Source organism: Paenibacillus pasadenensis, from assembly GCF_002864175.1.
GTDB lineage: Bacteria > Bacillota > Bacilli > Paenibacillales > Paenibacillaceae > Paenibacillus_O > Paenibacillus_O pasadenensis.
This window is the reverse complement of the sequence record NZ_NFEZ01000004.1, coordinates 1,350,778-1,376,559: the sequence shown is the minus strand read 5'-3', so window position 1 is coordinate 1,376,559 and position 25,782 is coordinate 1,350,778. Positions and strand designations below refer to the sequence as shown.

Here is a 25,782-nt window from a genome sequence, read left to right as displayed (position 1 = left end):
GTATAAGAAAGGACTAGCCCTTCACGGACCCGATCGTCAGGCCTTGCACGAAGTAGCGCTGGATGAACGGATAGGCCAGCAGGATCGGCCCGATCGCGGTGACGGTCATCGCCATCTTGAGGCTCTCCGTCGGGATGCTGAGGCTCACGACCGCGCCGGAGCTGATGAGCGCCTTGCGCATGCCGTCCATGTTGCCGAGCATCTTGTACAGGTAGTACTGGAGCGGCATCAGGTTGTCGTTCGAGACGAACAGCAGCGCGTTGTACCAGTCGTTCCAGTAGCCGAGCGCCAGGAACAGTCCGATCGTGGCGAGCGCCGGCTTGGCGAGCGGCAGGATGAGCTGCCAGTAGATCCGGAAGTCGTCCGCGCCGTCCATCTTGGCCGACTCGACGATCGCCTCCGGGATGCCGCTCATGAACGACTTCATGACGATGATGTAGAACACGTTGAGCAGCATCGGCAGCACGAGCACGATGAACGTGTCCTTGAGCTGCAGGTAGTTGACGATGAGCAGGTACCACGGGACGAGCCCGCCGCTGAACAGCGTCGTGAAGAAGAAGAAGAACGAGAACGAGTTGCGCCAGCGGAAGTCCTTGCGGGACAGCACGTACGCCGTCATCGACGTCAGGAACAGTCCGGCGAAGGTGCCGAGCGCCGTCACGCCGATCGTGACGCCGTAAGCCCTCAGGATCTGCTCCGGGTACTGGAACAGCAGCGAGTACGCCTCGGTGGAGAACTCCGTCGGCAGCAGCTGGAAGCCGTGCTCGATGATCGAGCTCTCGCTCGTCAGCGAGGAGGACAGCACGAGCAGGAACGGCACGAAGCAGTACAGCGCGAGCAGCGCCAGCACGGCGTAGCCGATGATGCGGAACAGCAGCATGTCCCGGCGGACCGCCTTGCTGCGGACCGCATCGGATGCGGCCGCAATCGCAGCTTGGTTTTTCATGTCGGATGGACCTCCTTTCTAGAACAGCGCCCGGTCCTTGTCGTAGCGGCGGACCGCCCAGTTGGCGACGAGGATCGTGACGAAGCCGAGGATCGACTGGTAGAAGCCGGCCGCGGCCGACATGCCGATGTCGTTGTTCGCCGTCAGCGCGCGGAACACGTACGTGTCGATGACGTCGGTCGTCGAGAACAGGATGCCGTTGGTGCCGACCATGTTGTAGAACATCCCGAAGTCGCCGCGGAAGATGTTGCCGATGGCGAGCAGCATGAGGATGATGAGCGTCGGCATCAGGTTCGGGATCGTGATGTGGATGATGCGCTGGAAAATGTTCGCGCCGTCGATCTCCGCCGCCTCGTACATCTCGCGGTCAAGGCCGGTGATCGCGGCCAGGTACATGACCGTGCCGTAGCCGAGCGCTTTCCACGCCGAGATGAGGACCAGCAGCAGCGGCCAGTAGGCGGCCGTGTTGTACACGTCGATCGGCTCCATCCCGAGCCAGCCGAGCACGGAGTTCAGCATGCCGTAGTCGTAGTTGAACAGGTTGTAGGCGATCGCCCCGACGACGACCCACGAGATGAAGTACGGCAGGAACAGCATCGTTTGGAAAATCTTGCGGAAGAACGGCCGCGCCGCCTCGAACAGCAGGATCGCCGCCGCGATCTGCAGCACGTTGTTCACGATGATGAACGCGATATTGTACAGCGCCGTGTTGCGGGTGACCCGCCAGGCGTCCCCGGATTCAAAGAAGAACCGGAAGTTGTCGAGTCCGTTCCACGGACTGCCGAAAATGCCTCCGTTGTAATTGAACTGCTTGAACGCGAGCACGATCCCGGCCATCGGGATGTAGGCGAACAGCAGGAAGAACAGAACGGCCGGCAGCAGCATGAGCAGGAGGACGCGGTACTTGCTGACGTCCGACCAAAAGCCGCCTCGGTTCATGAGCCCCTCTCCTCTCGGTGTTGCGGTCTAGTCTGGCTTACGGTCCCATTATAGGTCCGCAGGCCCGCTTTTCGACATTGGGAGGAGCAACAATAACCGATACTTTTTCAACGGGAGGGCGAAAGGGACGGGAGCGGGCGGCAGAGCGGTGCGGCAGCGCGGGCGGAGCCGGCAGCGCGGGCAGCGCGGCAGTGCGGGCAGTGCGGGCAGCGCGGCAGCGCGGGCAGCGCGGGCAGCGCGGGCAGCGCGGGCAGCGCGAGCAGCGCGGTGCGGGCAGCGCGGTGCGGGCAGCGCGCAAAGCGGGCAGCGCGCAGAGCGGGCAGCGCGCGAGCGGACAGAGCGGCAGAGCGGACAGAGCGGCAGAGCGGGCAGCGCGGTGCGGGCAGCGCGGTGGAGCGGGAAGCGCGGTGGAGCGGGCAGCGAAACCGGCATCCGCTTCGCAGAGCGGGGACTCGTTCCGATCTCCCTGGAGCCCAGATTCCTTTGATCCCATTTTCCAAAACGGAAGGAATCCGGCCTCCAAGGGAACCGCTGCCGCTTCTCCACGAGCCCCCGTCCGCTTCGCTCTCTGGTTTCGACGATAGGCTCGCTGCCTTCGCTCATCACCGGCTAGCCCTATCACCGATACAATCGGTTAGAAGCTGATGCCGAACCCGCCCCCGCTTCGCTTCGTAGAGACTCGTTCCGATCTCCATGTAACCAGGATTTCTTGATCGCATTCTCCGGAACCCTCGAAAGCTTCTATAACGAACTGAACCCCCGGGAAAATTGGGTTCTAGCTGCCCGCAAGCTCGTCTCTCTGCCCTAACCCGAATAAATCGGGTTGCAGCGGCTCACTAGCCCGGCTTTCAGGCTCCAACCCGAATAAATCGGGTTGCAGCGGCTCGCCAGCCCGGCTTTCGGGCTCTAACCCGAATAAATCGGGTTGCAGCAGCTCACTAGCCCGGCTTTCAGGCTCTAACCCGAATAAATCGGCTTGCAGCGGCTCGCCAGCCCGGCTTTCAGGCTCTAACCCGAATAAATCGGCTTACAGCGGCTCGCCAGCCCGGCTTTCAGGCTCTAACCCGAATAAATCGGGTTGCAGCAGCTCACTAGCCCGGCTTTCAGGCTCCAACCCGAATAAATCGGCTTACAGCGGCTCACCAGCCCGGCTTTCAGTCTCTAACCCGAATAAATCGGCTTACAGCGGCTCGCCAGCCCGACTTTCAGGCTCTAACCCGAATAAATCGGCTTACAGCGGCTCACTAGCCCGGCTTTCAGGCTCTAACCGACACGCCTGCCTACCGGAGTTACTTGACTTGACCTCGCATCTCCGACCAGTTCGGCCCCTGCTTGCCCGAGTTACTCGGTTTTTCCGCGCATCTCCATCCGGTTCGGCCTCCGCTTGCCCGAGTTACTCGGTTTTTCCGCGCAACTCCGCCCGTTTCCGGTCAAGTCCATAATTGTGTGTAAAAACACTTCTCGGTAGAAAATGGAATCGGGTTTAAAGGCTGTCCGTCGCTTCCGTCATGGTGGTGCTGGTTTCCTGCTCCTCCGAGCCGGCGCCCTGAGTGGCTTTCTGCTTCTTCCACGCCTTGAAGTCCGTCATGTCCATGTACGGCTTCTTCGTCATCCAGTACTCGTTCTCTTCCATGAGCATGGCTCCGATGAGGCGAAGGACGGAAGCGCGATTGGGAAAGATGCGGATGACCGTCTCGCGCCTGCGGATCTCCCCGTTCAGGCGCTCCATGCCGTTGGAGGTGCGCAGCCGCACGCGGTAGGCCTCCGGGAAGGCCAGCACCGCGACGGCGTCCTCGAACCCGTCCTCCAGTATTTTCATCGCTTTGGGTGCTGTCTCGGCATACGCCTCAAGCGTCTGTTCGAGATAGGAACGAGCCGTCTTCATGTCGGGCGCATCGAAGATCGATCGGACGCGACTCTTGATTTCGCTTTGGAGCGCTTTGGGCGCTGCGTTCAGCACGTTCTTGATGAAGTGCGTCTGGCACCGCTGCCACGAGACCCCTTGAAACTCCTTCTCGATGGCCTTGACCAGCCCGCCATGGTAGTCGCTCGTGACGAGCTCTACGCCGTGCAGGCCGCGCTCTTTCAGCCAGCGGAAGTAGGCGCCCCAGCTCTCCTCCGACTCGGTGTCGTCGACGCGCAGGCCCAGAATCTCACGCCGGCCTTGCTCGTTCACGCCGTAGCCCACCAGAACGCCTCGAGAACAGATACGGCCTTCTTCACGCACCTTCACGTAGNTCGCATCGATGGTGATGAAGGGGAAGGCGTGGTCGGCCAGAGAGCGGTTGTTCCAGTCGTGGACAGCCGGGTCCAGCTGCTTGCACAGGTGGCTGACCGTTGACTTGGAGAACTGGGTTCCGCACAGCTCCTCGGTGATTTTAGTCACCTTGCGCGTCGACACGCCGTTGATGACCATTTCCATGAGCGAGAGCACCAGCGCTTGCTCGCTGCGCTGATACCGGGCGAAAAGCTCGGTAGAAAAGGAGCCGTCCCGAAACCGGGGGACGCGCAAGGTGACGCTGCCAGCGCGGGTAATGACGTCGCGCTCGTAGCTGCCGTTGCGGTAGCCCTTGCGCTCGCTGGTGCGCTCGTACGTCTGCGCCGCCAGCTGATCCGTCGCCTGGGCTGTCAGCACCTGATTCAGCACCGTCTCCAACAAGCGGGCCACTCCCGCGTCCCGATCGGTTCCGATAAACAGCTGGTGCAAAATGTCTTGATCTACGGTAATCTGGTATGGAGTCATGTGTAGGCACTCTCCTTGGAATGTTGGTCTCGACAACTTCCATTCTAACCGAGAGTCCTACCATGGCTTTCCTTTTTATGGTCAGGAGCATTTTACACAATTATATGGACTTAACTCCCGTTCGGACCTCCGTTTGCCCGAGTTACTCGGTTTTTCCGCGCATCTCCGACCGTTCGGACCTCCGTTTGCCCGAGTTACTCGGTTTTCCGCGCATCTCCGACCGGTTCGGCCTCCGATGGCCCGAGTTACTCGGTTTTTCCGCGCAACTCCGACCGGTTCGGCCGCGTGCCGAGCGAGCTGCCGTCCCCCAGGTATGCGGAGGACGGCCCACTCTCCCAAAAAATGGGGAGCAGGCGACGCAGGGACAAGGCAAGCGAAGCGAGACGATGCCTTTCGGAGAAGCGGCAGCGGTCCTCTTGGAAGACGGATGGCCTCCGAATAGGAGGTCGGGCAATCAGGGCATCCGGCTTCCAGTGGAATCGGAGAAAGGCTCGGCTCGCGCAGCGGGCTTCTTGTCCATCAGAGTGGCTCGGCTCGCGCAACCTCTTTAACGCCGAAAAAGCGGGCTATATGCCCGCTTTCTTGCGGTATTCGCCCGGCGACATGCCGGTCGCCTGCTTGAACTGGCGGTTGAAGTAGACGATGTTCTTGTAGCCCATCCGGTCGGCGATCTCGTAGATCTTGAGCGTCGGCTCCTCAAGCAGGGAGCAGGTGAGCTTCAGCTTGCGCTCGAGCAGATAGTCGCTGAAATGCTGGCCGGTCTCCTCCTTGAACAGATGTCCAAGGTAGTTCGGCGTGAAGCTGAACTGGGCGGCCGTCTCCTTGAGCGTCACCTTCTGCTCCAGCCGCTCCTCGACATAGGCCTTGATCTCGTCGATCAGCTTGCGGCTGTGGCGGCGGCTCTTGATGAGCAGCAGCTCCGACAGCTCGAACAGCCGCTTGCGCAGCCAAGAGAGCAGGTCGTTCATCGTCTCGAACTGGAACATGACGCCAGGCTCATGGGTGTCCCACTTGAGCAGCTCGTACAGGTTCTCGTCCATCGCCTGCAGGTCGGCATGCAGCTTGGACGTCAGGCGCAGCACGAGCGGGTACGCCTCGCTGCGGCGGAGCCGGCCGGAGCCGCCGAACAGCTCCAGCAGGCAGTCGTCGATCTCGACGAGATCGTACTGCAGGATGGCGGCGAGCATCCGGTCGATGACCGCCTCCTGGGCGGCGGACGGACCTTCGTCGCCGAGCGGCTCGGGACTCTCGCGCAGGACGCGGTTTTTGCCGAGCAGCCATTTGGCGCTCAGCGCCGCCTGCGCCTCGCGGTACGACTCCGGCAGCTCCTGCCAGCGCCCCGCCGGACGGCCGACGCCGATCGTGACCGTCAGCGGGAAGCGGCGCGCAAGCTCGGCGACGAGCTCCTCGAGCCGCGGGTCCGCGCCCGCCCGCGCGATCAGCACGGCCCGCGCGCCCGGCAGGCCGGCGAGCATGAGCCCGAGCTGCCGGCGCTCCGCGAAGTCGTGCAGGAACGCGCCCATCGCGGCGATATGGCGGTCGCGCTCCGCCTCGCCCAGCGCCGCGGCCTTCCACTCCAGATCGTCGATCTCGATCAGCGCGCAGCTGGCGCCGTGCTCGGCGGCCGGCAGCAGGTAGGGCTGCAGATGCTCCTCCAGCAGCGGCGAGCGGTCCCCGCCGAGCCAGCGCAGCAGCAGCTCCCGCGCCGCCAGCGACAGCGCCTCCGAGACGCTGCGGCTCGTCCGCTTCTCCTGCTCGACGTCGCGGCAAAGCGTGCTGAGCATCGCCAGCAGCTCCTCGTCGTCGACCGGCTTGAGCAGATAGCCGGACGCGCTCAGCCGCAGCGCCTCCTTGGCATAGTGGAAGTCCTCATGGCCGCTGATGAATACGATCTTCACATGCGGGCGGGCTTCCTTCGCGCGGCGGGCGAACTCGATGCCGCTCATGATCGGCATGCGGATGTCCGTCAGGATGACGTCCACCTGCTCGCGCTGCAGCAGGTCGAGCGCGGCGAAGCCGCTGCTCGCCGTGCCCGCCACCTGCACCGGCAGGCCGCTGCCCGCGACGCGCCGGCGCAGCCATTCCAGATCGACGGCCTCGTCGTCGACGAGCAGCACCCGGATCGGCATTGCTTCGTTCATCGGCCTTCCTCCTTTTCTTCCCGGACGATGCCGTCCTCCCACTCGCCCTCCGCGGGGAGCAGGATGCGCACCGTCGTGCCGCCGCCAAAGACGCTGCCGACCTCAATGCCGTAGCGCTCCCCGTAGCGCAGCCGGATGCGCTCGTCGACGTTGCGGATGCCGTAGCTGCCGCCTGCGCCGGCGGAGCCGGACGCCCGGACAGCTGCCGCCGGAGCGAATTCGGACGGCTCGCCCGCGAGGCCGGCTGCGGCAGGCGCGGCTGCGGAGCCGGCCGTGCCGGAGCGCAGCCGCTCCAGCGCCTCGGCGTTCATGCCGACGCCGTTGTCGATCACCTTGAGCTCCAGATCGGCGCCGAGCCGGCGGGCCGTGATGCGGATGGCGATGCTCTCGCCGTACCAGGCATGCTTGAACACATTTTCCACGAACGGCTGGAGGATCAGCTTCATCACCCGCAGCTCGCCGATGTCCGGCTCGGCGTCCAGATGCACCGTGAAGGCGTCGGCATACTTCACCCGCTGGATGTCTAGATACGTCTGCACCTGCTCCAGCTCCTGGCCGAGCGGGATGAGCACGCGCCCCTCGTTGAGCGACAGCCGGTAGAAGCGCGACAGCCCCTTGACCATCTCCGTCACCTGGCGCGTCTCGCCCATGTTGGCGAGGCTGCTGATCGTGGACAGCGTGTTGTACAGGAAATGCGGGTTGATCTGCGCCTGCAGCGCCTCGAGCTCCGCCTGCTTGCGCTTCTGCCCTTGCGCGAACACGCTGCTGATCAGCTCCTTGACATGCTCGGCCATCGTGTTGAACGCATCGGCGATCTGCACGAACTCGTCCTTGCCGGAGAAACGGATCCGCTTCTCGAGGCTGCCGTCCTGAAACGACTGCACGAGCGTCACGATCTTGCGCATCTTGCGCCCGGACAGCCGCGCCACCATGAAGCCGATGAGCGCCATCACGGCGAAGCTGACCGAGCAGACGCCGACGATGACGAGGCCGAGCCGGCGCGCGTCCTCCTGCAGATAGCGCTGCGATACGACCGCCTGGATGACGTAGCCGCTGCCCGGCACCGCCTCGCTCAGCGTCAGATGGCCGGGCGCGTCGGCCTCGTGGGCGTCGCCCTTTTCGTACAGCGTCCGTCCGCTCGGCTGGTCGAGCAGGCGCAGCGTCATGCCCTTCTCCACGGGGAACGCGTCGAACCGTCCGAGCAGGTCGTCGAGCCGCGCCGTGATGCGGATGTAGCCGATCGCCGTCTGATAGTCGCTGTAGGAAAGGAGACGCGTCAAATGCGACAGCTGCCGATGCTCCGCGTCGCTCTCCACCTGCATCCAGCGGCTGCCGTCGCCGGCTCCCGCCTGCTCGGCCCAGGCGCTCCCGCGCAGCCTGTCCGCCGACAGCACATAGTAGTCGCTGCGCTCGATCTTCGTCGACGGATCGTCGCCCTCGATCTCGTACAGATCGGGATTCGTCGTGTACAGCTCGATGCGCAGCGGGTTGCCGAACAGCTGCAGCGGCTCCTGCAGCTTGGGCACGATCTCGTCGAGCATCGTGAGATACGCCTGCAGCTCGTCGCCGCGCTTCTGCAGCGCGCGCTGGAACGGCACGCTGCCGAACAGCGTGTCGGAGATGCGCTTGATCTCCTCCATCTGGTAATGCATGTTCGTGCGGGTCTGCTGCATCGCCGCCTGGATGTTCGTGCGCGCGATCTCCGTCCGCGACTCGACGAGCATCCGGTACGAGATCGTGCCGATCAGGGCGTCGGTGACGAGCACGAGCAGCAGGTACGGAATCATCATTTTATAGGAATAAGGGATATAGGACTTTCTCTTCGCTCCTGACATCGCTGCCGCCTCCACCCGGTAGGAGTTTTGAGAACTAATACCCCATTGTACCTTTACCGCCCGCCGGATGCCTACTGCGCGGGGCAACGCTTTTTTATATGTTTTCCACGATGGCGGAAGCGGATACCGCAATCGCTGCGGTCCCCGCCAGAGCCGCTGCCGCCGCCGGTCCCCTTCGTCGTTGAATGTGGATAAGAAATCATGGCTGCGCTCACTGTCGGGAAATCTTGGTAAGCGCTTACGATACAGAGGAATCCACTTCGCAAGGAGGAAGATGAGGAATGAATCGATTGGGACAATCCGGACAAAGGCAGGAAGAAGCGCATGAGACGCCGCTAGGCGGACAGCTGCAGGAAACCCCGGCTCGACTTGGCGAAAAGCATGAGCGGCCTGGCAGCGGACGGCAAGCCTGGAAGCGCAGATGGAAGCAGACGGCCGCCATCCTGATGGCGGCGCTGCTCCTGCTGCTCGCTCCGGCATGGGAGGGCGCCGGCGCTGGGGTCGGCGGCAAGGCGGAGGCAGCGCCGGCCTTCGCCAAAGGAGCCGACATCAGCTGGGTGGCGGCCATGGAGGCGCAGGGCTACAAGTGGAAGGATAAAAACGGCGTCACGCGGGACATCTTCAACATTCTCAAAAACGACTACGGACTGAACTCCGCCCGCATCCGCGTGTGGGTCAATCCGAATATGAGCGACTACGGCAACGGCTACCTGAACGCCGACAAGGCGGCCGAGCTGGCGGCGCGGGCAAAGGCGCAGGGCATGAGCGTCATGCTGTCGCTTCATTACAGCGACTCGTGGGCCGATCCCGGCAAGCAGACGAAGCCCTATGCGTGGACCGGCTTCACCTTCAATCAGCTGATGGACGCCGTCTGGTCGCATACCGTATACGTCATGAACACGATGAAGGCGAAGGGCGTCACGCCGGACTGGGTGCAGATTGGCAACGAGACGAACGACGGCATGCTGTGGCAGGACGGCCGCGCGTCCGTCAATATGAAGAACTACGCCTGGCTCGTCAATACGGGCAACAACGCGGTCAAGAGCATCTTTCCGTCGACCAAGACGATCGTGCATCTGGCCAACGGCTACGACAACGCGCTGTTCGTCTGGAACATCGGCGGGCTGATCGCGAACGGCGCGACGTTCGACTACATCGGCATGTCGCTCTATCCGTCCGTCTCCGACTGGCAGACGAAGGTGACGCAGACCGTCGCCAATGCCAATGACATGATCGCCCGCTACGGCAAAAGCGTCATGATCTGCGAGATCGGCCTCGACTACAATCAGCCGGCCGCGTCGAAGAGCTTCATCGCCGATATCAAGACGAAGATCCGGAACATCTCCGGCGGCAAAGGCCTCGGCGTGTTCTACTGGGAGCCGCAGTCGACGCCGGGCTACAACGGCGGCTACAACAAGGGCGCCTGGCAGGCCGACGGCAAGCCGACGATCGCGCTCGACGGCTTCTTGAACTAGCCGGCGGCCGGGCGCGGCGCGAGCTGCGGCGAGGCAGCTGCGGCGAGGCAGGGCGGCGGGCTCGTGGCCGCGGAGAGGCAGGGCGCGGCCTCGTGGCCGAGAATTCGGCCGCACGCTTATGGCGGGCTCGCTGGGGGCGCTGCAACCCGATATAATCCGGCTGCGCGGCTCCAGCGAGCCCTTCACGTCTCTGTAACCCGATATAATCCGGCTGCGCGGCTCCGGCGAGCCCATTGCGTCTCTGCAACCCGATATAATCCGGCTGCACGGCTCCCGCGAGCCCTTCACATCTCTGCAACCGGATAAAATCCGGGTGCATGGCTCCGGCGAGCCCATCACGTTTCTGCAACCCGATATAATCCGGGTGCACGGCTCCGGCGAGCCCATTGCGTCTCTGCAACCCGATATAGTCCGGCTGCACGGCTCCCGCGAGCCCTTCACGTCTCTGCAACCCGATATAATCCGGCTGCTCGGCTCTGGCGAGCCCTTCACGTCTCTGCAACCCGATATAATCCGGCTGCACGGCTCCCGCGAGCCCTTCACGTTTCTGCAACCCGATATAATCCGGCGGCGCGGCTCCGGCGAGCCCTTCACGTTTCTGCAACCCGGTATAATCCGGTTGCCCCCCGCCATCCGGCGCAGCAGCTTCGCCGCTGTGCGTTCCGGCAAGCCTTCCACGCAAAAACCGCCGCTTCCCGAATCGGGAAGCGGCGGTTCTTTTCGATATAAGCTCTAGCTCGGCTGACCGGCGTAAAGGCGGTCGCGCATCGCCTTTACATCGTCGCTCTCGAGGTACTCCTCGTAGGTCATGAGGCGGTCGATGACGCCTCCTGGCGTGATCTCGATGATGCGGTTGGCGATCGTCTGCACGAACTGATGGTCATGCGACGTGAACAGCACGGTGCAGTCCGTGTCGATCAGGCCGTTGTTGAGCGCGGTGATGGACTCGAGGTCCAAGTGGTTGGTCGGTTCGTCCATGACGAGCACGTTCGCGCCGGACAGCATGATCTTGGACAGCATGCAGCGGACCTTCTCGCCGCCGGAGAGCACGCTCGCCTTCTTGAGCGCCTCGTCGCCGGAGAACAGCATCCGTCCGAGGAAGCCGCGGATGAACGACTCATCCTGATCCTTGGAGTACTGCCGCAGCCAGTCGACGAGGTTCATCTCCACGCCGTCGAAGTACTTGGAGTTGTCCTTGGGGAAGTAGCCCTGGATCGTCGTAATGCCCCATTGGTACGTGCCGGCATCGGCTTCGGACTCGCCCGTGATGATCTGGAACAGCGCCGTTTTCGGCAGCGTGTTCGGTCCGACGAAGGCGATCTTGTCACCCTTGTTGACCGTAAGCGTGAAGTTGCTCAGCAGCTGCTCGCCGTCGACGTTTTTGGAGATGCCCTCGATCAGCAGGATCTGCTTGCCCGCCTCGCGCTCGCCCTTGAAGTTGATGAACGGATACTTGCGGCTCGAAGGACGGATGTCGTCGAGCGTGATCTTGTCGAGCATCTTTTTGCGGCTCGTCGCCTGCTTGGACTTGGACTTGTTGGCGCTGAAGCGCTGGATGAACGCCTGCAGCTCCTTGACCTTGTCTTCTTTTTTCTTGTTGGCGTCGCGCTGCAGCGCGAGCGCCAGCTGGCTGGACTCGTACCAGAAGTCGTAGTTGCCGACGTACATCTGGACCTTGCCGAAGTCGATGTCCGCGATATGCGTACACACCTGGTTCAGGAAGTGGCGATCATGGCTGACGACCACGACGGTGCCTTCATAGGTGGAAAGGAACTTCTCGAGCCATTCGATCGACTGCATATCCAAGTGGTTGGTAGGCTCGTCGAGCAGCAGGATGTTCGGCGTGCCGAACAGCGCTTGCGCCAGCAGGACGCGGATCTTCGCGTTGCCGTCAAGCTCCTTCATGAGCTTGTCGTGCAGGTCCGGCGTGATGCCGAGGCCGTTCAGCATCTCGGCTGCCTCGGACTCCGCTTCCCAGCCGTTCATGTCGGCGAACTCGGCCTCGAGCTCGCCCGCGCGCATGCCGTCCTCGTCCGTGAAGTCGGACTTGGCGTACAGCGCGTTCTTTTCGTTCATGACGTCATAGAGCTTCTTGTGGCCCATGATGACGGTCATGAGGACCGGAACCTCGTCGTATTCGAAATGGTTCTGCTTGAGCACGGCCATCCGCTCGCCCGGCGTGATGTGGACCTCGCCCGTGTTGGGCTCGATCTCGCCGGAGAGGATCTTCAGGAACGTCGACTTGCCCGCTCCGTTCGCCCCGATCAGGCCGTAGCAGTTGCCGGGGGTGAACTTGATGTTGACGTCTTCGAAAAGCGCCCGCTTGCCGTAGCGAAGCGAAATGCCGCTAGTGCTGATCATATGTGGAAATCCCGTCCTTCATCTATGGATTAGGCGGATGTCCGCCTTGCCTCATCGTCTCGGGCAGGGACCGGATCGGCCGCAGCCCCGCTTTCCCTGCAAAAAAACAGACTTCCTTCAGTATAGCATAAGATTCGGAATCGTGGGAAACGAGGGAGGGCTGCAGGCGACATCATAGTTTAGAAACGCTTCGTTTACGAAATCCCTGCTCTTTTAGCAAGATCGCTCTCCTCTCCTACGGGCAGAACCCCTATTCATGAGCCGACTCCATTTCCCCAAAACAACTTCCATCCCTTATCGGTGATGTGGTAAGCATGATGCCGAGCATTTCCATTTCCTTTGGCAGCCAGCCACCCTTGATCCATCAGTCGGCGCGTAATCTTGCGAACGGTATCCTCCTTAAGTCCAAGCCAAGCTTGTGCATCGGGTTGACGGAAGATTCGCCCATTAGCGGCCAGCCTCAGCAACTCTCTATCTTGGATAGGGAGAGCTCGAATTCCTTGATTCGCGTTTCCGTGACCGCAACGCCCTACCAATTCATATACCGCTCTTCGGCACTGCTCCCCTTTTTTATCCAGCTCGTCCCAACTAAACGGCAAATAGCGATATCCGAACAAAGTCATTGTTCTTATCCTTTGCCGCTCCATAGAAAATCGTTCTCTGGTCAACAACTCCGCATGCGGCACATACCCATCACACTCAAAAACCGTCTGAAGCGGTTCGTGGAACAAGTCCGCGTAAAAATTATAGCCGTTCGGACTTTTGAACTCATACTCCAGCCTGAATCCATCCAAGGAACCAAAGACCGGGAAAAGGACCGTTTCTATCAGCTTGATGGTGCCGTGCAAATTTCTTTCCAGCATTTCAAGTCGCTGACCCTTTGCACCGCTTCTCTCCTTCTCAATGAATTCGCTGACCCGCAGATCTACCACTACAACCACTCCTTATTCTAAGAATAAAAAACGCCGCTTGCCCACTGGGCAAGCGGCGTGTTCTTCACGCAGCAACTAGCTTCTATTGAAATCTAAATCCGAATCTACAATAAAAAGGGAAATTTCGCAACCACGAAATCCAAAGCTTTGAAAACGTCCTGTCTACCTGCACAGGGACGCCAACCTGGTTGCAGCAGTCTGGCTCGCTCCGGCAGAGCCTCTAACCGGATTTTTTAGGCTTGCAGCCGTCCAGCTCGCTCCGGCAGAGCCTGTAACCGGATTTTTTCGGCTTGCAGCTGTCTAGCTCGCTCCAGCAGAGCCTCTAACCGGATTTTTTCGGCTTGCAACTGTCTAGCTCGCTCCCGCAGAGCCTCTAACCGGATTTTTTCGGCTTGCAGCTGTCTAGCTCGCTCCAGCAGAGCCTCTAACCGGATTTTTTCGGCTTGCAGCTGTCTAGCTCGCTCCCGCAGAGCCTCTAACCGGATTTTTTCGGCTTGCAGCTGTCCAAGTTGAACCGTCTCAGTTGTAACTCGATCTTTTCGACTTAATACCTGCTGATACGCCTGTTCGAAACAAGTCCAGACCCGCTAGATCGCCGGCATCACGTTGCCGCCGTTCACAGGCAGGTAGGCGCCGGTGATGAACGAAGCGAGATCCGAGGCGAGGAAAGCGACCGCGTTGGCGATCTCCTGGTCCGTACCGCGGCGGCGCAGAGGGACGGAGCTTTCATAGCCTTCGCTGCGCTCGGTGCCATTCTCGCGATCGCGCTCGCTGATCGTCCAGCCGGGCGCAATCTGGTTGACCGTGATTCCGTCCGCTCCGACTTCCTTGGCGAGTACGCGGTAGACGCCGTCCATGCCGCGCTTGCCCGCCGTGTAGGCCGACTGCGTCGGAAAGTTCTGCATCGCGCACTCCGTGTTGATGCCGATCATCCTGCCCCAGCCGCCTTGCTGCATAGCCGGGACGAAGGCTTTGGCCAGATGGACGCTCTGCAGCACGCAGGACTCGAACTGGCTGACATAGTCCTCCACCGGCTGCTCCAGCACGGACGTCCAGCTGTACTGGACGACCGCGTTGGCGACGACGATGTCGACCGGCTTCATCCCGGAAGCCGCGGCCGCGCCCGCCATCGCCAGCACGGAGTCCAGCCGCGTGACATCCGCCTGGGCGATCATGACGCTGCGCCCGAGAGCGGCCAGCTCGGCGTGAAGCTCTCTTGCCTTGGCCTCGTTGCCGTGATAGTGCAGCACGATGTCGGCTCCCGCCTGCGCCAGCGTGCGCGCGATGACGCGGCCGAGCTGTCCCGTCGATCCGGTGACGAGCGCGACATGGCCCGACAAGTCGAGCCGGATGCCGCCCGCTCCGTCAGCGCCGATTTCCGTCTGCGGCTGGCGTTCGGCGCTCATCGTCCCGCCTCTTCCCGCTTGCCGTCAGGACGGGCGGATCGATCCCTTGCCGCGCCAGCTGCAGCGGATCGATCCGTTGCCTCGCCAGCTGCAAGGGAAGCCTCGTCCGCTCCGGCCGAAGAGCTCCCATCCGCATCGACCGAGCGGTCCGAGCGGAGAACGGCTGATTCATCAGCCGCTCCCGCAGCGCCGTCCAGATCGAAGTCGATCTCCAGGAATCGGCTCACTTCCGCCTGCCAACGCTCCTCCACGAACGACACATGCGCCGGATGGGCATTGTACGCATCGTAGTCGGCCTGGCTGTCGAATTCCATGCTGAAGCCGAACCGATAGTCGTTCTTGGCGGATGTCTGGCGGAACGCCCCGAATGCCCGAACGACCGGGATCGAGGTCAAAATTCGCATCCCGTCTTCCAGAAACCGCGCTTCTTCCGCCGAGCCCTCCTCATGCCTTAAATCGAAGATCACCATATGCCGAATCCGTCCCTGCCGCTGCTCCATGCCCGGTCTCCTCTCCATCAGTCAGATCAATGATACGGTTGAAAAAGAAAAAGGCGACGGCTCTAAGCCGCCGCCAATCCGGACGCGCCGAGCCTCGCCGCTCGGCATCGCGTCCAAAACTCGCCTGCAACCGAAACCGGCTTCCCGGTTTCCCGGCTCATCGCGTCCGCGCTCGCTTCCCGTCCGCGCTGCGGCCAAGAAGCGCACGGCGTCTGTTCCAGCTTGCCGTCCGTCCCTTGCCGCTTCCACGCTGCCCGGGTCGCTCGCGCGTCAGTTCCAGCTCAGCTTGACTTCGCTGCCCGTGCGGGACGATTCGTAGATCGCGTCGAGGACGCGGTTGACGGTGAAGCCGGTCAAGGCCGAGCTGATCGGCTCGCGGCCGGTCTGCACGCACTCGATGAAATGGCGGAACATGAGCACGCGGTCCTCCTCGCCCTCGAGCGGAACGATGTCCTGCTCGACTACGCCTTGCTCGTCATGCGTGACGTAGGTGCCCGCGCTGCCGGAGTAGCTGGCTCCGCCCTCGGTGCCCATGAGGTGGATGAACGGATTCTCGCCGAGTCCGGCGGCATGCGCCGCCCAGCTCACTTCGAGCGTCAGCGTCGCGCCGTTGTCCATCTTGATCAGCGCCGTCGCCAGATCCTCGACATCATAGTAGCCGTCCCAGTTGGGCGTGCCCCAGTCGCCGACGCCTTTGCGCTGCGGGCCGAACTCGGCGTAGGTCGTGCCGAAGACGCTGACCGGGCGCGGGTTGCCCATCATGTACAGCGACAGATCGAGCATATGCACGCCGATGTCGATGAGCGGACCGCCGCCGGCCATGTCCTTGCGCGTGAACCAGGAGCCCCAGCCGGGGATGCCCTTCTTGCGCCACCAGCCGGCCTTGGCGTTGTAGATGCGGCCGAGCTTGCCGTCGTCGATCATGTCCTTGATCGCGCGGCTAAGGCCGAGGAAGCGCATCTGATGCGCGACCATGAGCGTCTTGCCCGATGCGAGCTTCGCATCGAGAATCGCGCGCGCGTCCGAGAGGCTGATCGCCATCGGCTTTTCGAGCAGCACATGCTTGCCCTGCTTGAGCGCCTCGATCGCCAGCGAAGCGTGGAACTGGTTCGGCACGCAGACGACGACGGCGTCGATGCTGGCGTCCTCGAGCAGATGCTGCGGGCTCTCATGCACGGTGGCGATGCCGTGCTCTTGGGCGCGCTGCTGCGCCAGCGGCAGGAAAGCGTCGGTTACGGCCGCGATTTCCGCTTCCGGGATTTTTTTGATCGTATCCATATGCACGTTGCCGATCGCGCCAGCGCCGATGATGCCGATACGGAGCGGGGAATGGGTCATAGTAGCTGAGTCCTCCTGTCAATTGAACAAGTCGACTTCAGTATACCACTGGGCACGAAAGCAATCGAGGACGAGTTGTGGCGCGTCTTTGTGCGATCTTGGCGTCGCAGGGCGGGCGGCCGCCGCGCTTCGGGCTCGGCTTTTCGCAGGCGCAGCGGCCATACTTCGCCGGGAACGGATCGTTCACGCTTCGCCATGCGCGCCTCGGTCGAGATCTCCGCGCTCGGTCGCGAGTCCGCTCAGCCGTTCATGCGCCACGTCTCCCCATGCGGCAGCAGCACGAGCCGGCCGGCCTCGAGCCCCGCCTGCCGGCGCGCGTTCTCCAGCCGGTCCAGCGCCTCCTGCGGCGTGTCGTCGGCGAGCTTGAACGCGCCGTAGTGCATCGGCACGAACAGCCGCGCCCGCGTGTCGAGGAACGCCTGCAGCGCCTGCTCCGGCGTCGTATGCTGCGGTCCCATGAACTCCTCCGGATCGTACGCTCCGATCGGCAGCATCGCCACGTCGATGCGGAACTTGCGGCCGATGTCCGCGAAGCCGCGGAAATAGCCGCTGTCTCCGGCGAAATAGACCGTCGGATACAGTCCGGCGCGAGGCCGTTCGGCGTCCGGATGGAACGGATCGAACGGCCCGGCGTCCGCGGCGGAAGCGCCATTTTCCGCTGCTGCTCCTTCCTCCAAGCCGCCGGGCCCGCCTGCCTCATCCGGACGCGGCGGATGGGAGCGGACGCCGCCCAGCGTGCCCTCGCCCGGCTCGTGGTCCAGCCCGTGCTCGGGCTGGATGACCCAGCCGCCCCAGTGAGAGGCGTTCATGTCCCACGGATTGCGGCGCGTCCAGTGCTGGCTCGGCACGAACGTCAGCTTGAGGCCGCGGAAGTGATAGCTTTCCCACCAATGCAGCTCATGCACGCGCGGGAAGCCCTTCGCCTTGAGCTTCGCCCCGAGGCCGGCCGGCACGAGGATCGTCTTGGAGCCGCCGAGACGGCGCAGCGACGCCATATGCAGATGGTCGTAATGCGAATGCGAGACGAGCACCAGATCGACCGGCGGCATCGACTCGAGCGGCACGCCCGGCGGCGTCAGCCTGCGCTGGAACGCCATCTTGCCCGCCCAGACGGGGTCGGTGACGATGTTGACGCCGGCCAGCTGCAGCAGGAACGTCGAGTGGCCGATCCACGTCATGGACGGCTTGCTCCGGTTATGATGAAGGAACTCCAGATCCGGCGGGCTGTTCGGGACGCAGAACGAGTAGTCCTTGCCTTGACGGTTCCAGATCTTTTCCTGCCTCCAGCGCTTGAAGTGCTTGGACGTCTTTTGCGTCGAGACAGGATCCATGTTGCCGAATTTGGACTTGGCCATGTTGGTCACCCTTTCGCCGGCTGCGGAAAATCGGTCGGTCGAGCTTCTGTTCCCTAACGATACAATTCGAGCCTGGTGAATGCAATGCTCAGGAGCGATGCGAAGCAACGCTCGGGAGCGATGTAAGGCAACGCTCGGGAGCTTTGCGCCCCCAGCGCTCAGGAGCTTTGCGCCGGTTCGCATCGCCCAGGCGAATGCGCTACACTAGAAGGACAGAGCTTGCTGAATACTTACCCTGAGGCGGGAGGAACGAAAAATGAACTTGATCTCCATCGAACCGACTCCGAGTCCGAACTCGATGAAGCTGAACGTCGACGAGACGCTGCCCCGCGGGCATCGCCATACGTATGTGCCGGCCGAGCCGGACGCCGCGCCGGAGCCGCTGCGCAGCCTGCTCGCCATACCGGGCGTGCGCAGCCTGTTCCGCACGGCGGACTTCATCGCGCTCGACCGCAAGCCGAGCGCCGACTGGGCCGCGATTCTCGCGGAGGCCCGCCGCATCCTGCAGGCGGAGGACGGCGGCGCGGCCGCGGCGTCGGATCCGGCCAGCGGCTTCGGCGAGGCGCATGTGCTCCTCCAGATGTTCCGCGGCATCCCGATCCAGGTGCGGGTGCGCCTGGGCGACGGCGAGACGCGCGCCGCGATGCCGGCGGCGTTCACGGACGCGGTCAGCCGCGCCGCCGGCTCGACGATGATCCGCGAGCGGAGGCTGGAGGAGTTCGGCGTCCGCTACGGCGATCCCGAGGAGATTGCCGCCGAAATCGTGCGCGAGCTCGAGGCCTCTTACACGCCGGAGCGGCTCGAAGCGCTCATCGAGGCGTCGCTGGCGGCCGGTCCCGGCGAGCAGGCCGCTGCGGCTCCGACCGTCAGGCCCGCGCCGCTGACGGCCGCGGAGGCCGAGCCGCTGCTGGCCGCGGAGGACTGGCAGAGCCGCTACGCCGCGCTCGACCGGCTGGCGGTCGACGAAGCCGCGCTGCCGCTGCTGGAGCGGGCGCTCGCCGACGACAACGCCAGCATCCGCAGGCTCGCCGTCGTTTATCTCGGCGACCTGCGGGAGCATCCGCAGGCGCTGCCGCTGCTCATCCAGGCGCTCGCCGACAAGTCGGCCTCGGTGCGCCGCACGGCCGGCGACACGCTGTCCGATCTCGGCGATCCCGCCGCGACCGGCGCGATGGTCGCCGCGCTCGGCGACCGCAACAAGCTCGTCCGCTGGCGGGCGGCGCGCTTCCTGTACGAGGTCGGCGACGACAGCGCGCTGGAGGCGCTGCAGCAGGCGGCCGAGGACAGCGAGTTCGAGATCCGGCTGCAGGCGCAGATGGCGCTCGAGCGCATCCAGCGCGGCGAGGAAGCCGCCGGCTCCGTCTGGCAGCAGATGACGGCGGCGCGCCGCCGGGAGACCGGCGAGGCCGAGCCGGGCTGAAAACGCCTTTGATCCGGAGCGCGATTGCCGCAACGCCGAAGCAACGGCAAAAAAGGGGAGGAAGCGAGCAGCTGCTCGGCTTCCTCCCCTTTTTGCGCTGCCGCTTGCGGAGCCGGGCAGCTACCGCATTTCAGACGATGCTCCCCTGGACGGCAGCCGGCGGATAGCCTCTAGCGCTTCCGCACTGCCGGAAGGCTCTCCGGCGCTTCCGGGTAAGGCTTCGTCCACTCGTGGTCCTGGCGCATCTCCTCGTCCGACAGCAGATAGTACCGGCGGCTGACCTCGTCGCCGCGGTCCGGCAGCGGATCGTCCCAGGTCGTGTCCATATGATGCCAGCTGCCGTCGATGCGCACCAAATTCCAGGCGTGGTCGCCGGTGTCGACCGTGCCTTCGGCGATGCGGGCCTCGAGCCCTGCGTCGGTGAGCATGCGGTAGGCAAGCAGCGCGTAGCCCTGGCATACCGCCGAGCGCAGCTCGAGCGCCTCGTAGGCGGTATACCGCGTGAGCGACTCATCATACCGCACATGGCGCACGATCCAGTCGTGGATCGCGCCCGCCTTCTGCTCCTCGCTCATGCCCGGGCGGACCAGCGAGGCGACGATCTCCTTGGAGCGGCGGGCGACCTCGGCGGTCTGCTCCGGCGTCTCGCGGTACTTGGCCGTCATCGTGATCGTCGACGTGCCGGCCGCCGAGCGGATCTTGTAGGCGTACGATTGGAGCACATAGGCCGTGTAGTCGTCCTGGTAAAGGCCCTGCTGCACCAACTCCGGCATCAGCTCGACGAGCTGCTCGTGGCCGCCCTTGAAGGTCAGCCTGAACTCGGGGCTGCGGCTGCGAAAGCCTTCGGCCAAGCCGTCCACCAGCCTGGCGCGGGCTTCATCCGCCGCGGCCGAGATATCCGATCGCGGCTGGGCGGAGGCTTCGCCGGGCTGGCCGGGGGTTCCCGCCGCCGCCGAGCCGGCACTCGGCTTGGCGCCTTGGCCCGGGCCGCTTTCGGAGACGGATTCAGCTCCAGCGCCGGCCGGACCGCCGCTAGGCTCGGCTGCATCCGCCTGACTTTTCCCGAATCCAACCGCGCCGCTCCCCGGCTCTACCGCCGCGACCGTCGCCGCATCCGTGCCCGCCAGGCCGTCCGCCTGCGCCGGACTGCCGACTCTCGCCTCCACCACGTAGATCGATACTGCCAGCGACAGCGCCAGCAGCAGGTTCGCGATCCGGTGCCTCATCGTCCATCGCCTCCCGGTTGTACGTCCGCATCATGTAACTATATGTGGACGAACCGGCGATTCATGAATCAATGGACTCGCGAAGCGGCATCGTCTCCCTGCCGCTCTGGCCGCTCCGGCTGAAGCGGTAGCGAAACGTCAGCGCAAGCAAGCCGACAACGACGAACAGCCCCGCATAAATGAGGCCGAACACCGGAAAAGCCCCAACGCCCGTTCCGCCGCCGAAGCTGTCCAGCAGACGGCTGAACGCCGCTCCCGCCGCGGCTCCGGTCAGGAAGTTGAGCAGCGAGACGAGCCCCATCCCGGCGCCCGCCTGATCGGACGGCAGCGTGCGGGAGACGGAGTTCATGAGGGAGATCTGCAGCATCGTCTGGCCGAGCTGGCCAAGCACGAGCGCCCCTCCGGCGATCCAAGGCGATGCTCCGGCGAGCAGCGCCATCAGGCCGAAGAAGGTCAGCAGCAGGCTGGCGGCGACGTAGAAGACGTACGCGTTGCCTTTGCGGTCCGCGAGCCGCCCGGCGGCGCGGCCGAGCAGCGCCGCGAGTCCGGCCGCCGGCACCATCGCGAAGCCGATGACGCCGGGACTGAGCTCATGCACGGAGGAGAGCAGCTGCGGCGTCAGGAAAGGCAGCGCGTAGCCCGAGACCATCGCCAGCATCATCAGCAGCAGCCCTTGGCGATAGGCAGGGATGCGGAACAGCGCCGGCCGCAGGAACGGCTCCCGCGCCGTGCGCAGCCGCAGCGCCAGCAGCAGGGCGAGGACGATGCCGGCCGCGGCGTACCAGAGGCTCCATTCCGTCAGCGCGAGCAGCAGCGAGGCGCTCGAGCCGGCCAGCAGCAGGCCGCCGGCGAGATCGAGCGAGCCGCCTTTGGCCGGCTCGTCGACGAGATAGCGGCGGAACAGCGGAAGCGTGAGCAGCACGAGCAGCGGCGCGCAGAACAGCCAGCGCCAGTGCAGCGTGCTGACGACGAGCGCGGCGAAGATCGGTCCGATCGCGTTGCCGAGCGCGAGCGCGGAGGCGGTCATCCCGAGCGCGCGGCCGCGGACGGCCGGCGGGAAGTAGCGGATCGGGATGATCATCGCGGCGGCGGGCACGACGGCCGCGCCCGCCGACTGGATGAGGCGGCCGGCCAGCACCGCCCCGTAAGAGCTGGAGACGAGGCCGATGAAGGAGCCGATGATGAACAGCGAGAGGCCGAACGTGAGCAGGTTCTTGAGGCGGAACAGATCCGCCAGCTTGCCGTAGATGGCCGATCCGATCGCGTAGATCAGCATGTAGCCGGTCATCATCCAGCTGACCTGGGACAGCGACAGGCCGAATTCGGCCTTCATCTCGGGCAGCACGATCGTGAACATCATCGCGCTCATCGACGAGATCGCCATCGTGAACGCGAGCACGCCGATCAGCCGCTCCGCGCCTGGCCGGGGCTCGGTTTCGGCAGACGTTGGCGGGACGGACGGAGCGGCGGGCCTTTCGGTGGCGGCTGAGGCGGACGCAGCGGCGGCGGCACGTTCGTCGGCTGAGCGCTCGTCAGCCGGACGTTTATCGGACATAATCCATCATCCTTTCGTTGTAAGCAAGCGCACGCTTGCATTAAGGGCGAATAAAAGGCTAGAGCTTGAGCGCTCTAGCATACAGCTCGACCGAATGGCGGATCACCTCGCGGGATTCCGCGTCCGGCTCGCCCAGGTCGGAGTGAAGGCGGCTGATGAAGCAGCCGTAATTGACGTACATGAACGACAGCGCGAGCGTATCGGGCGGCTCGGCGCGAATGAGGCCGCGACGCTGCTGGTCGGTGAAATAGTCCCGCAGCAGCTCGCGCAGCTTTTCCCGATGGCGCGTGTGGGCATGCTCGCCGATCGGAAGCGATGCACCTTCCTTGTGCACGATCCGAATCAGCTTCTTGTTGCGGAACATCGCTTGCTGATACGTCTGGGCGATGAGGTGCAGGTCGCTCTCCAGCTCTCCCGTCAGCCGCGTCGCGAACAGCTCCGTCATGATGTCCGCATAATGATAGCGGTCGAGCGCCGCCTCCAGCAGGTTCGACTTGCAGCCGAAATGCCGGAACAGCGTCACCTCGTTGACGCCTGCGGCTGCGGCGATTTCCTTCGTCGAGGCGCCGAGATAGCCTTTTTCCGCCATCACCTCGATCGCCGCCAGCAGCAGCTTCTCCGCCGTCGATCTGTTCGTCTCCACTTCCCGCATGCCTCCCTTCCCTTGTGGTCGCTGTAAATGATGCTGGCTAGCACTCGTCGATTGCATCGTGATTGGGTGTGACTATGCTCATGTGAACGCTCGTTTTACTCTCGATGCTCGTGTGGCGTTCACGATCATTTATTTCGATGCTGCGCGCCTGATGCAAGTGTTCACTTGCATCTATTGGAGCTAGTATATGCCTTCCCCATTCGTCCAGTCAACGATTGAATAGCAGGCTGTTGCTTCGTGTGGCCGAGGGAGAGCCTTCCCTCGTTTTCACGCTGCTCGCCTGCAAAACCGATCCGCTCTCCCCCAACTGACCTCCCCTGTGGCGGCGCTACGCGGAAAAACCGAGCAACTCTGCTCGAACAGCGGCTCCAGCGGGGGCGTTGCTCGGATAAACCGAGCAACTCTGCTCGAATGGCGGCTCCAGCAGGGGCGTTGCTCGGATAAACCGAGTAACTCTGCTCGAACGGCGGGTCCAGCAGGGGAGTTGCGCGGAAAAACCGAGTAACTCTGCTCGAACGGCGGGTCCAGCAGGAGCATTGCTCGGATAAACCGAGTAACTGGGCTCGAACGGCGGGTCCAGCAGGAGCATTGCTCGGAAAAACCGAGTAACTCTGCTCGAATGGCGGGTCCAGCGGGGGCGTTGCTCGGAAAAACCGAGTAACGCTGATCTACCTGCCATATCCCGGTCGGCATTAAGTCGATAAAATCGGGTTAGCACGGTTCCAAGCGCGTGGGCAGACGGCTTTAACTCGAGAAAATCGAGTTAATGTGCTCCGGCGGGGGCTTCTGCTCGGCGGTAAGTCGAAAATTCGAGTTAGCAGAGTTCGAAGCGCGTGGACAGATGGCTTTAACTCGATAAAATCGAGTTAATGTGCTCCGGCGGGGGCCTCCGGTCGGCATTAAGTCGAAAAATTCGACTTAACAGCCTCCACTCCGCTCCCCCCGCCCATCCGGGCTTGGCGCCGGGCGATGCGCCGTCCCAGGCCGGCCCCGGCCGCAAGCCCGCAACGCAAAGAAGCGCCCGCACGGCCTGATGCCGGGCGGACGCTTCTTTGAGCAACAGGAGAACTGGCCTACAGCTCCCAATCCTCGCGAACGGCGAGGTAGAGCGCGGCCAGATAGGGCCGCGAGTCGGGGTAGGCCGCCCGGCTATGGCCGAGCTTCTCGGTGAAATGCAGCCAGATGCGCTGCTCCAGCCCCTGCGCGCCGACCGGCGGCTTGGGATCAAGCCGCTCGGCCCAGCCGGACAGCAGCTGCCAGTCCCGCTCGTCGAGCAGCGCGCGCTCCGCCGCGCCAAGCTCGCTGGCGAGCTCCGGCAGCAGCAGTCCCTTGGCCTGCAGGCGGGCGATCCGCTTGTCGATGCGCGCGCGGCGCTTCCGCTGCTCCGCCGTCGCCTCCGCGACGACGATCGTGCCGGCGACCATGTCGCCGAAGCGCTTGTCGGCGCGGCTGAAGAAGATCGCCGTGCTGCCGGCGAAGTAGCCCATCGGCAGGAAATCGAGCAGCCGGAACAGGTTGCGGATGACGACCGGCAGGATCGTCGCCGACTGGCCGCTCGCCTGGAGCACGCGGAGGCCCATCGCTTTTTTGCCGAACGTCTGCCCGCCGCGGTACGCCTCCATCACGATGAAGTAGCCGACGTTCATGACGATCAGCAGCAGGAACATGCCGGCGAACAGGTAGTCGTAGCCGTCGTTCGGGAACCAGGACGAGGACAGCAGGTAGATCGAGCCGGCAGTCCCGAACACGACCAGCGCCGACGCTGCGAGCAGCAGCAGCGCGTCGATCAGATGGGCGATCGCCCGGCTGCCGAGGCCGGCGGTCCGCAGCTGCAGCCGCACCTGCTCCGGCGTGACGAATGTCGTCTGTCTTTCAGAATAAGGATCTCTCATCGTCATGATCGGCCTTCCTTTCGAAATCGGGAGGCAGGCAGGCTCAGCGATCCGCGCGCGTCCCCGCCTCCGCTCCCCCCGCCCTGCTCGCGCTCGCCGCGCTTCGCGCCGTAGACGCAGTAGGCCGCGAAGGCGGCCAGCGTCAGGCCGGCGACGCCGTACTTGAGCTCAAGCGGCAGCGAAGCGGGCGTAATGTAGCCTTCGATGAGGCCGGCGATGACGAACAGCGGGATCGTGCCGAGCAGCAGCAGCGCGGATTCCTTGGCGGCCTGCACGAACACGATGCCGCGCGGCAGCTCGCCGGGCACGAAGAACTTGTAGCCCATGTAGAAGCCCGAGCCGCCCGCGATGAAGATCGCCGCCAGCTCGATGACGCCGTGCGGCAGGATGTACGCCCAGAACGTGTAGCTGTACCCGGCCTGCGCGAACACGGCGGCGAGTCCGCCGACGAGCATGCCGTTGAAGGCCATCAGGTAGATCGTGAACAAGCCGAGCGTGACTCCGCTCAAAAACGCCAGCACGGCCACGCGGATGTTGTTGGTCATGATCTCGGCCGAGACGATCGCGCTGTTGATGTCGCCGCGGTCGTCGGCTGTGCGCGCCGGATCGATGCGGTCGGCCATGCCGGCAGGCAGCAGCGAATGAATTGCCGCCGGATTGTCGCGCACGGCCATGTAGCCGAGCAGCTCGCCGAGCAGCAGCAGCGCCCCCGCCAGCGCGATGAACGGCAGCCGCCGCTTCAGCAGCAGCGGGAAGCCCCAGAGCAGGAATTCGAGCGGCTTGCTGCGTCCGGCCGCGCCGCCCGCATACAGCTGGTTGTGCGCCCGCGACACGAGGTCGCCGAGCAGCAGCGCCGCCTCGCTCGCGGGCGCATGCGTCTGCAGGTAGGCCAGATTCGCCGAGGCGCTCCGGTACAGCTCCGCGAACCGGTCGAGCTGAGCGGCGTCCGGCCGCGCCTTGCGCCGCCCGAGCTGGGCGAGCAGGCCCTCGAGCTCCGCCCAGGCCGGCTTGTGCCGCCGGATGAATGTCGTCGTGTCCATGTTGGCTCCTCTCCTGACCTTTGCCG

18 protein-coding genes are annotated in these 25,782 nt (G+C 63.8%); 2 read left to right on the top strand and 16 right to left on the bottom strand.

What is annotated here, in order from left to right:
- Nucleotides 1-13: 13 nt before the first annotated feature.
- The 5 genes from B8V81_RS15545 to B8V81_RS15525 form a co-directional block, all read right to left on the bottom strand.
- The gene (locus tag B8V81_RS15545) at nt 14-880 is read right to left on the bottom strand and encodes a carbohydrate ABC transporter permease (RefSeq protein ID WP_052333593.1); all 867 of its coding nucleotides are present in this window, start codon (nt 878-880) and stop codon (nt 14-16) included.
- Between the two features lie 84 nt (nt 881-964).
- Nucleotides 965-1,885: an ABC transporter permease gene (locus B8V81_RS15540; protein ID WP_028600397.1), complete on the bottom strand. Its 921-nt coding sequence runs from the start codon at nt 1,883-1,885 to the stop codon at nt 965-967.
- A gap of 1,483 nt (nt 1,886-3,368) precedes the next feature.
- The gene (locus tag B8V81_RS15535; protein ID WP_101808686.1) at nt 3,369-4,628 is read right to left on the bottom strand and encodes an IS256 family transposase; all 1,260 of its coding nucleotides are present in this window, start codon (nt 4,626-4,628) and stop codon (nt 3,369-3,371) included.
- 566 nt (nt 4,629-5,194) lie between these two features.
- Nucleotides 5,195-6,769: a response regulator gene (locus B8V81_RS15530; RefSeq protein ID WP_240478959.1), complete on the bottom strand. Its 1,575-nt coding sequence runs from the start codon at nt 6,767-6,769 to the stop codon at nt 5,195-5,197.
- Nucleotides 6,766-8,604, bottom strand: coding sequence for a sensor histidine kinase (locus B8V81_RS15525; RefSeq protein WP_028597926.1), 1,839 nt, complete (start codon nt 8,602-8,604; stop codon nt 6,766-6,768). The genes B8V81_RS15530 and B8V81_RS15525 overlap by 4 nt, the downstream gene beginning before the upstream one ends.
- A gap of 446 nt (nt 8,605-9,050) precedes the next feature.
- Between B8V81_RS15525 and B8V81_RS15520 the strand changes: the two genes are divergently transcribed.
- Nucleotides 9,051-10,079 carry a glycoside hydrolase family 53 protein gene (locus B8V81_RS15520; RefSeq protein ID WP_043111029.1) on the top strand — a complete coding sequence of 343 codons (1,029 nt, stop codon included), beginning with the start codon at nt 9,051-9,053 and terminating at the stop codon, nt 10,077-10,079.
- A 732-nt stretch (nt 10,080-10,811) separates the two neighbouring features.
- Here the strand turns inward: B8V81_RS15520 and B8V81_RS15510 are convergent.
- The 6 genes from B8V81_RS15510 to B8V81_RS15485 all read right to left on the bottom strand — a co-directional run bounded on the left by B8V81_RS15510 (nt 10,812) and on the right by B8V81_RS15485 (nt 17,971).
- A complete protein-coding gene (locus B8V81_RS15510; protein ID WP_028597923.1) occupies nt 10,812-12,440 on the bottom strand; it encodes an ABC-F family ATP-binding cassette domain-containing protein in 1,629 nt (542 codons plus the stop codon).
- A 254-nt stretch (nt 12,441-12,694) separates the two neighbouring features.
- Nucleotides 12,695-13,372: a hypothetical protein gene (locus B8V81_RS15505; protein WP_028597922.1), complete on the bottom strand. Its 678-nt coding sequence runs from the start codon at nt 13,370-13,372 to the stop codon at nt 12,695-12,697.
- 587 nt (nt 13,373-13,959) lie between these two features.
- Complete coding sequence (locus B8V81_RS15500) at nt 13,960-14,778, bottom strand: SDR family NAD(P)-dependent oxidoreductase (protein WP_373864135.1); 819 nt, start codon at nt 14,776-14,778, stop codon at nt 13,960-13,962.
- Nucleotides 14,775-15,278, bottom strand: a complete 504-nt coding sequence (locus B8V81_RS26285; RefSeq protein ID WP_373864134.1) for a Dabb family protein — start codon at nt 15,276-15,278, stop codon at nt 14,775-14,777. The genes B8V81_RS15500 and B8V81_RS26285 overlap by 4 nt, the downstream gene beginning before the upstream one ends.
- A gap of 270 nt (nt 15,279-15,548) precedes the next feature.
- Complete coding sequence (locus tag B8V81_RS15490; protein WP_028597919.1) at nt 15,549-16,616, bottom strand: Gfo/Idh/MocA family protein; 1,068 nt, start codon at nt 16,614-16,616, stop codon at nt 15,549-15,551.
- A gap of 239 nt (nt 16,617-16,855) precedes the next feature.
- The gene (locus tag B8V81_RS15485; RefSeq protein ID WP_028597918.1) at nt 16,856-17,971 is read right to left on the bottom strand and encodes an MBL fold metallo-hydrolase; all 1,116 of its coding nucleotides are present in this window, start codon (nt 17,969-17,971) and stop codon (nt 16,856-16,858) included.
- A 256-nt stretch (nt 17,972-18,227) separates the two neighbouring features.
- Between B8V81_RS15485 and B8V81_RS15480 the strand changes: the two genes are divergently transcribed.
- Nucleotides 18,228-19,391 (top strand): virulence factor, encoded by a 1,164-nt coding sequence (locus B8V81_RS15480; protein WP_028597917.1) that lies wholly within the window; start codon nt 18,228-18,230, stop codon nt 19,389-19,391.
- Nucleotides 19,392-19,561: 170 nt separating this feature from the next.
- Here B8V81_RS15480 and B8V81_RS15475 read toward each other — a convergent pair whose 3' ends face one another.
- The 5 genes from B8V81_RS15475 to B8V81_RS15455 all read right to left on the bottom strand — a co-directional run bounded on the left by B8V81_RS15475 (nt 19,562) and on the right by B8V81_RS15455 (nt 25,756).
- Nucleotides 19,562-20,617 carry a transglutaminase domain-containing protein gene (locus tag B8V81_RS15475; RefSeq protein WP_101808685.1) on the bottom strand — a complete coding sequence of 352 codons (1,056 nt, stop codon included), beginning with the start codon at nt 20,615-20,617 and terminating at the stop codon, nt 19,562-19,564.
- A gap of 61 nt (nt 20,618-20,678) precedes the next feature.
- Entirely contained in the window at nt 20,679-22,172 is a 1,494-nt protein-coding gene (locus B8V81_RS15470; RefSeq protein WP_101808684.1) for an MFS transporter, read from the bottom strand.
- Nucleotides 22,173-22,230: 58 nt separating this feature from the next.
- Nucleotides 22,231-22,815, bottom strand: a complete 585-nt coding sequence (locus B8V81_RS15465; protein WP_101809428.1) for a TetR/AcrR family transcriptional regulator — start codon at nt 22,813-22,815, stop codon at nt 22,231-22,233.
- Between the two features lie 1,082 nt (nt 22,816-23,897).
- On the bottom strand, nt 23,898-24,722 hold the full coding sequence (locus B8V81_RS15460) for an RDD family protein (RefSeq protein WP_101808683.1): 825 nt from the start codon (nt 24,720-24,722) through the stop codon (nt 23,898-23,900).
- Nucleotides 24,719-25,756 carry a stage II sporulation protein M gene (locus B8V81_RS15455; protein WP_084136750.1) on the bottom strand — a complete coding sequence of 346 codons (1,038 nt, stop codon included), beginning with the start codon at nt 25,754-25,756 and terminating at the stop codon, nt 24,719-24,721. The genes B8V81_RS15460 and B8V81_RS15455 overlap by 4 nt, the downstream gene beginning before the upstream one ends.
- Nucleotides 25,757-25,782: the final 26 nt, after the last annotated feature.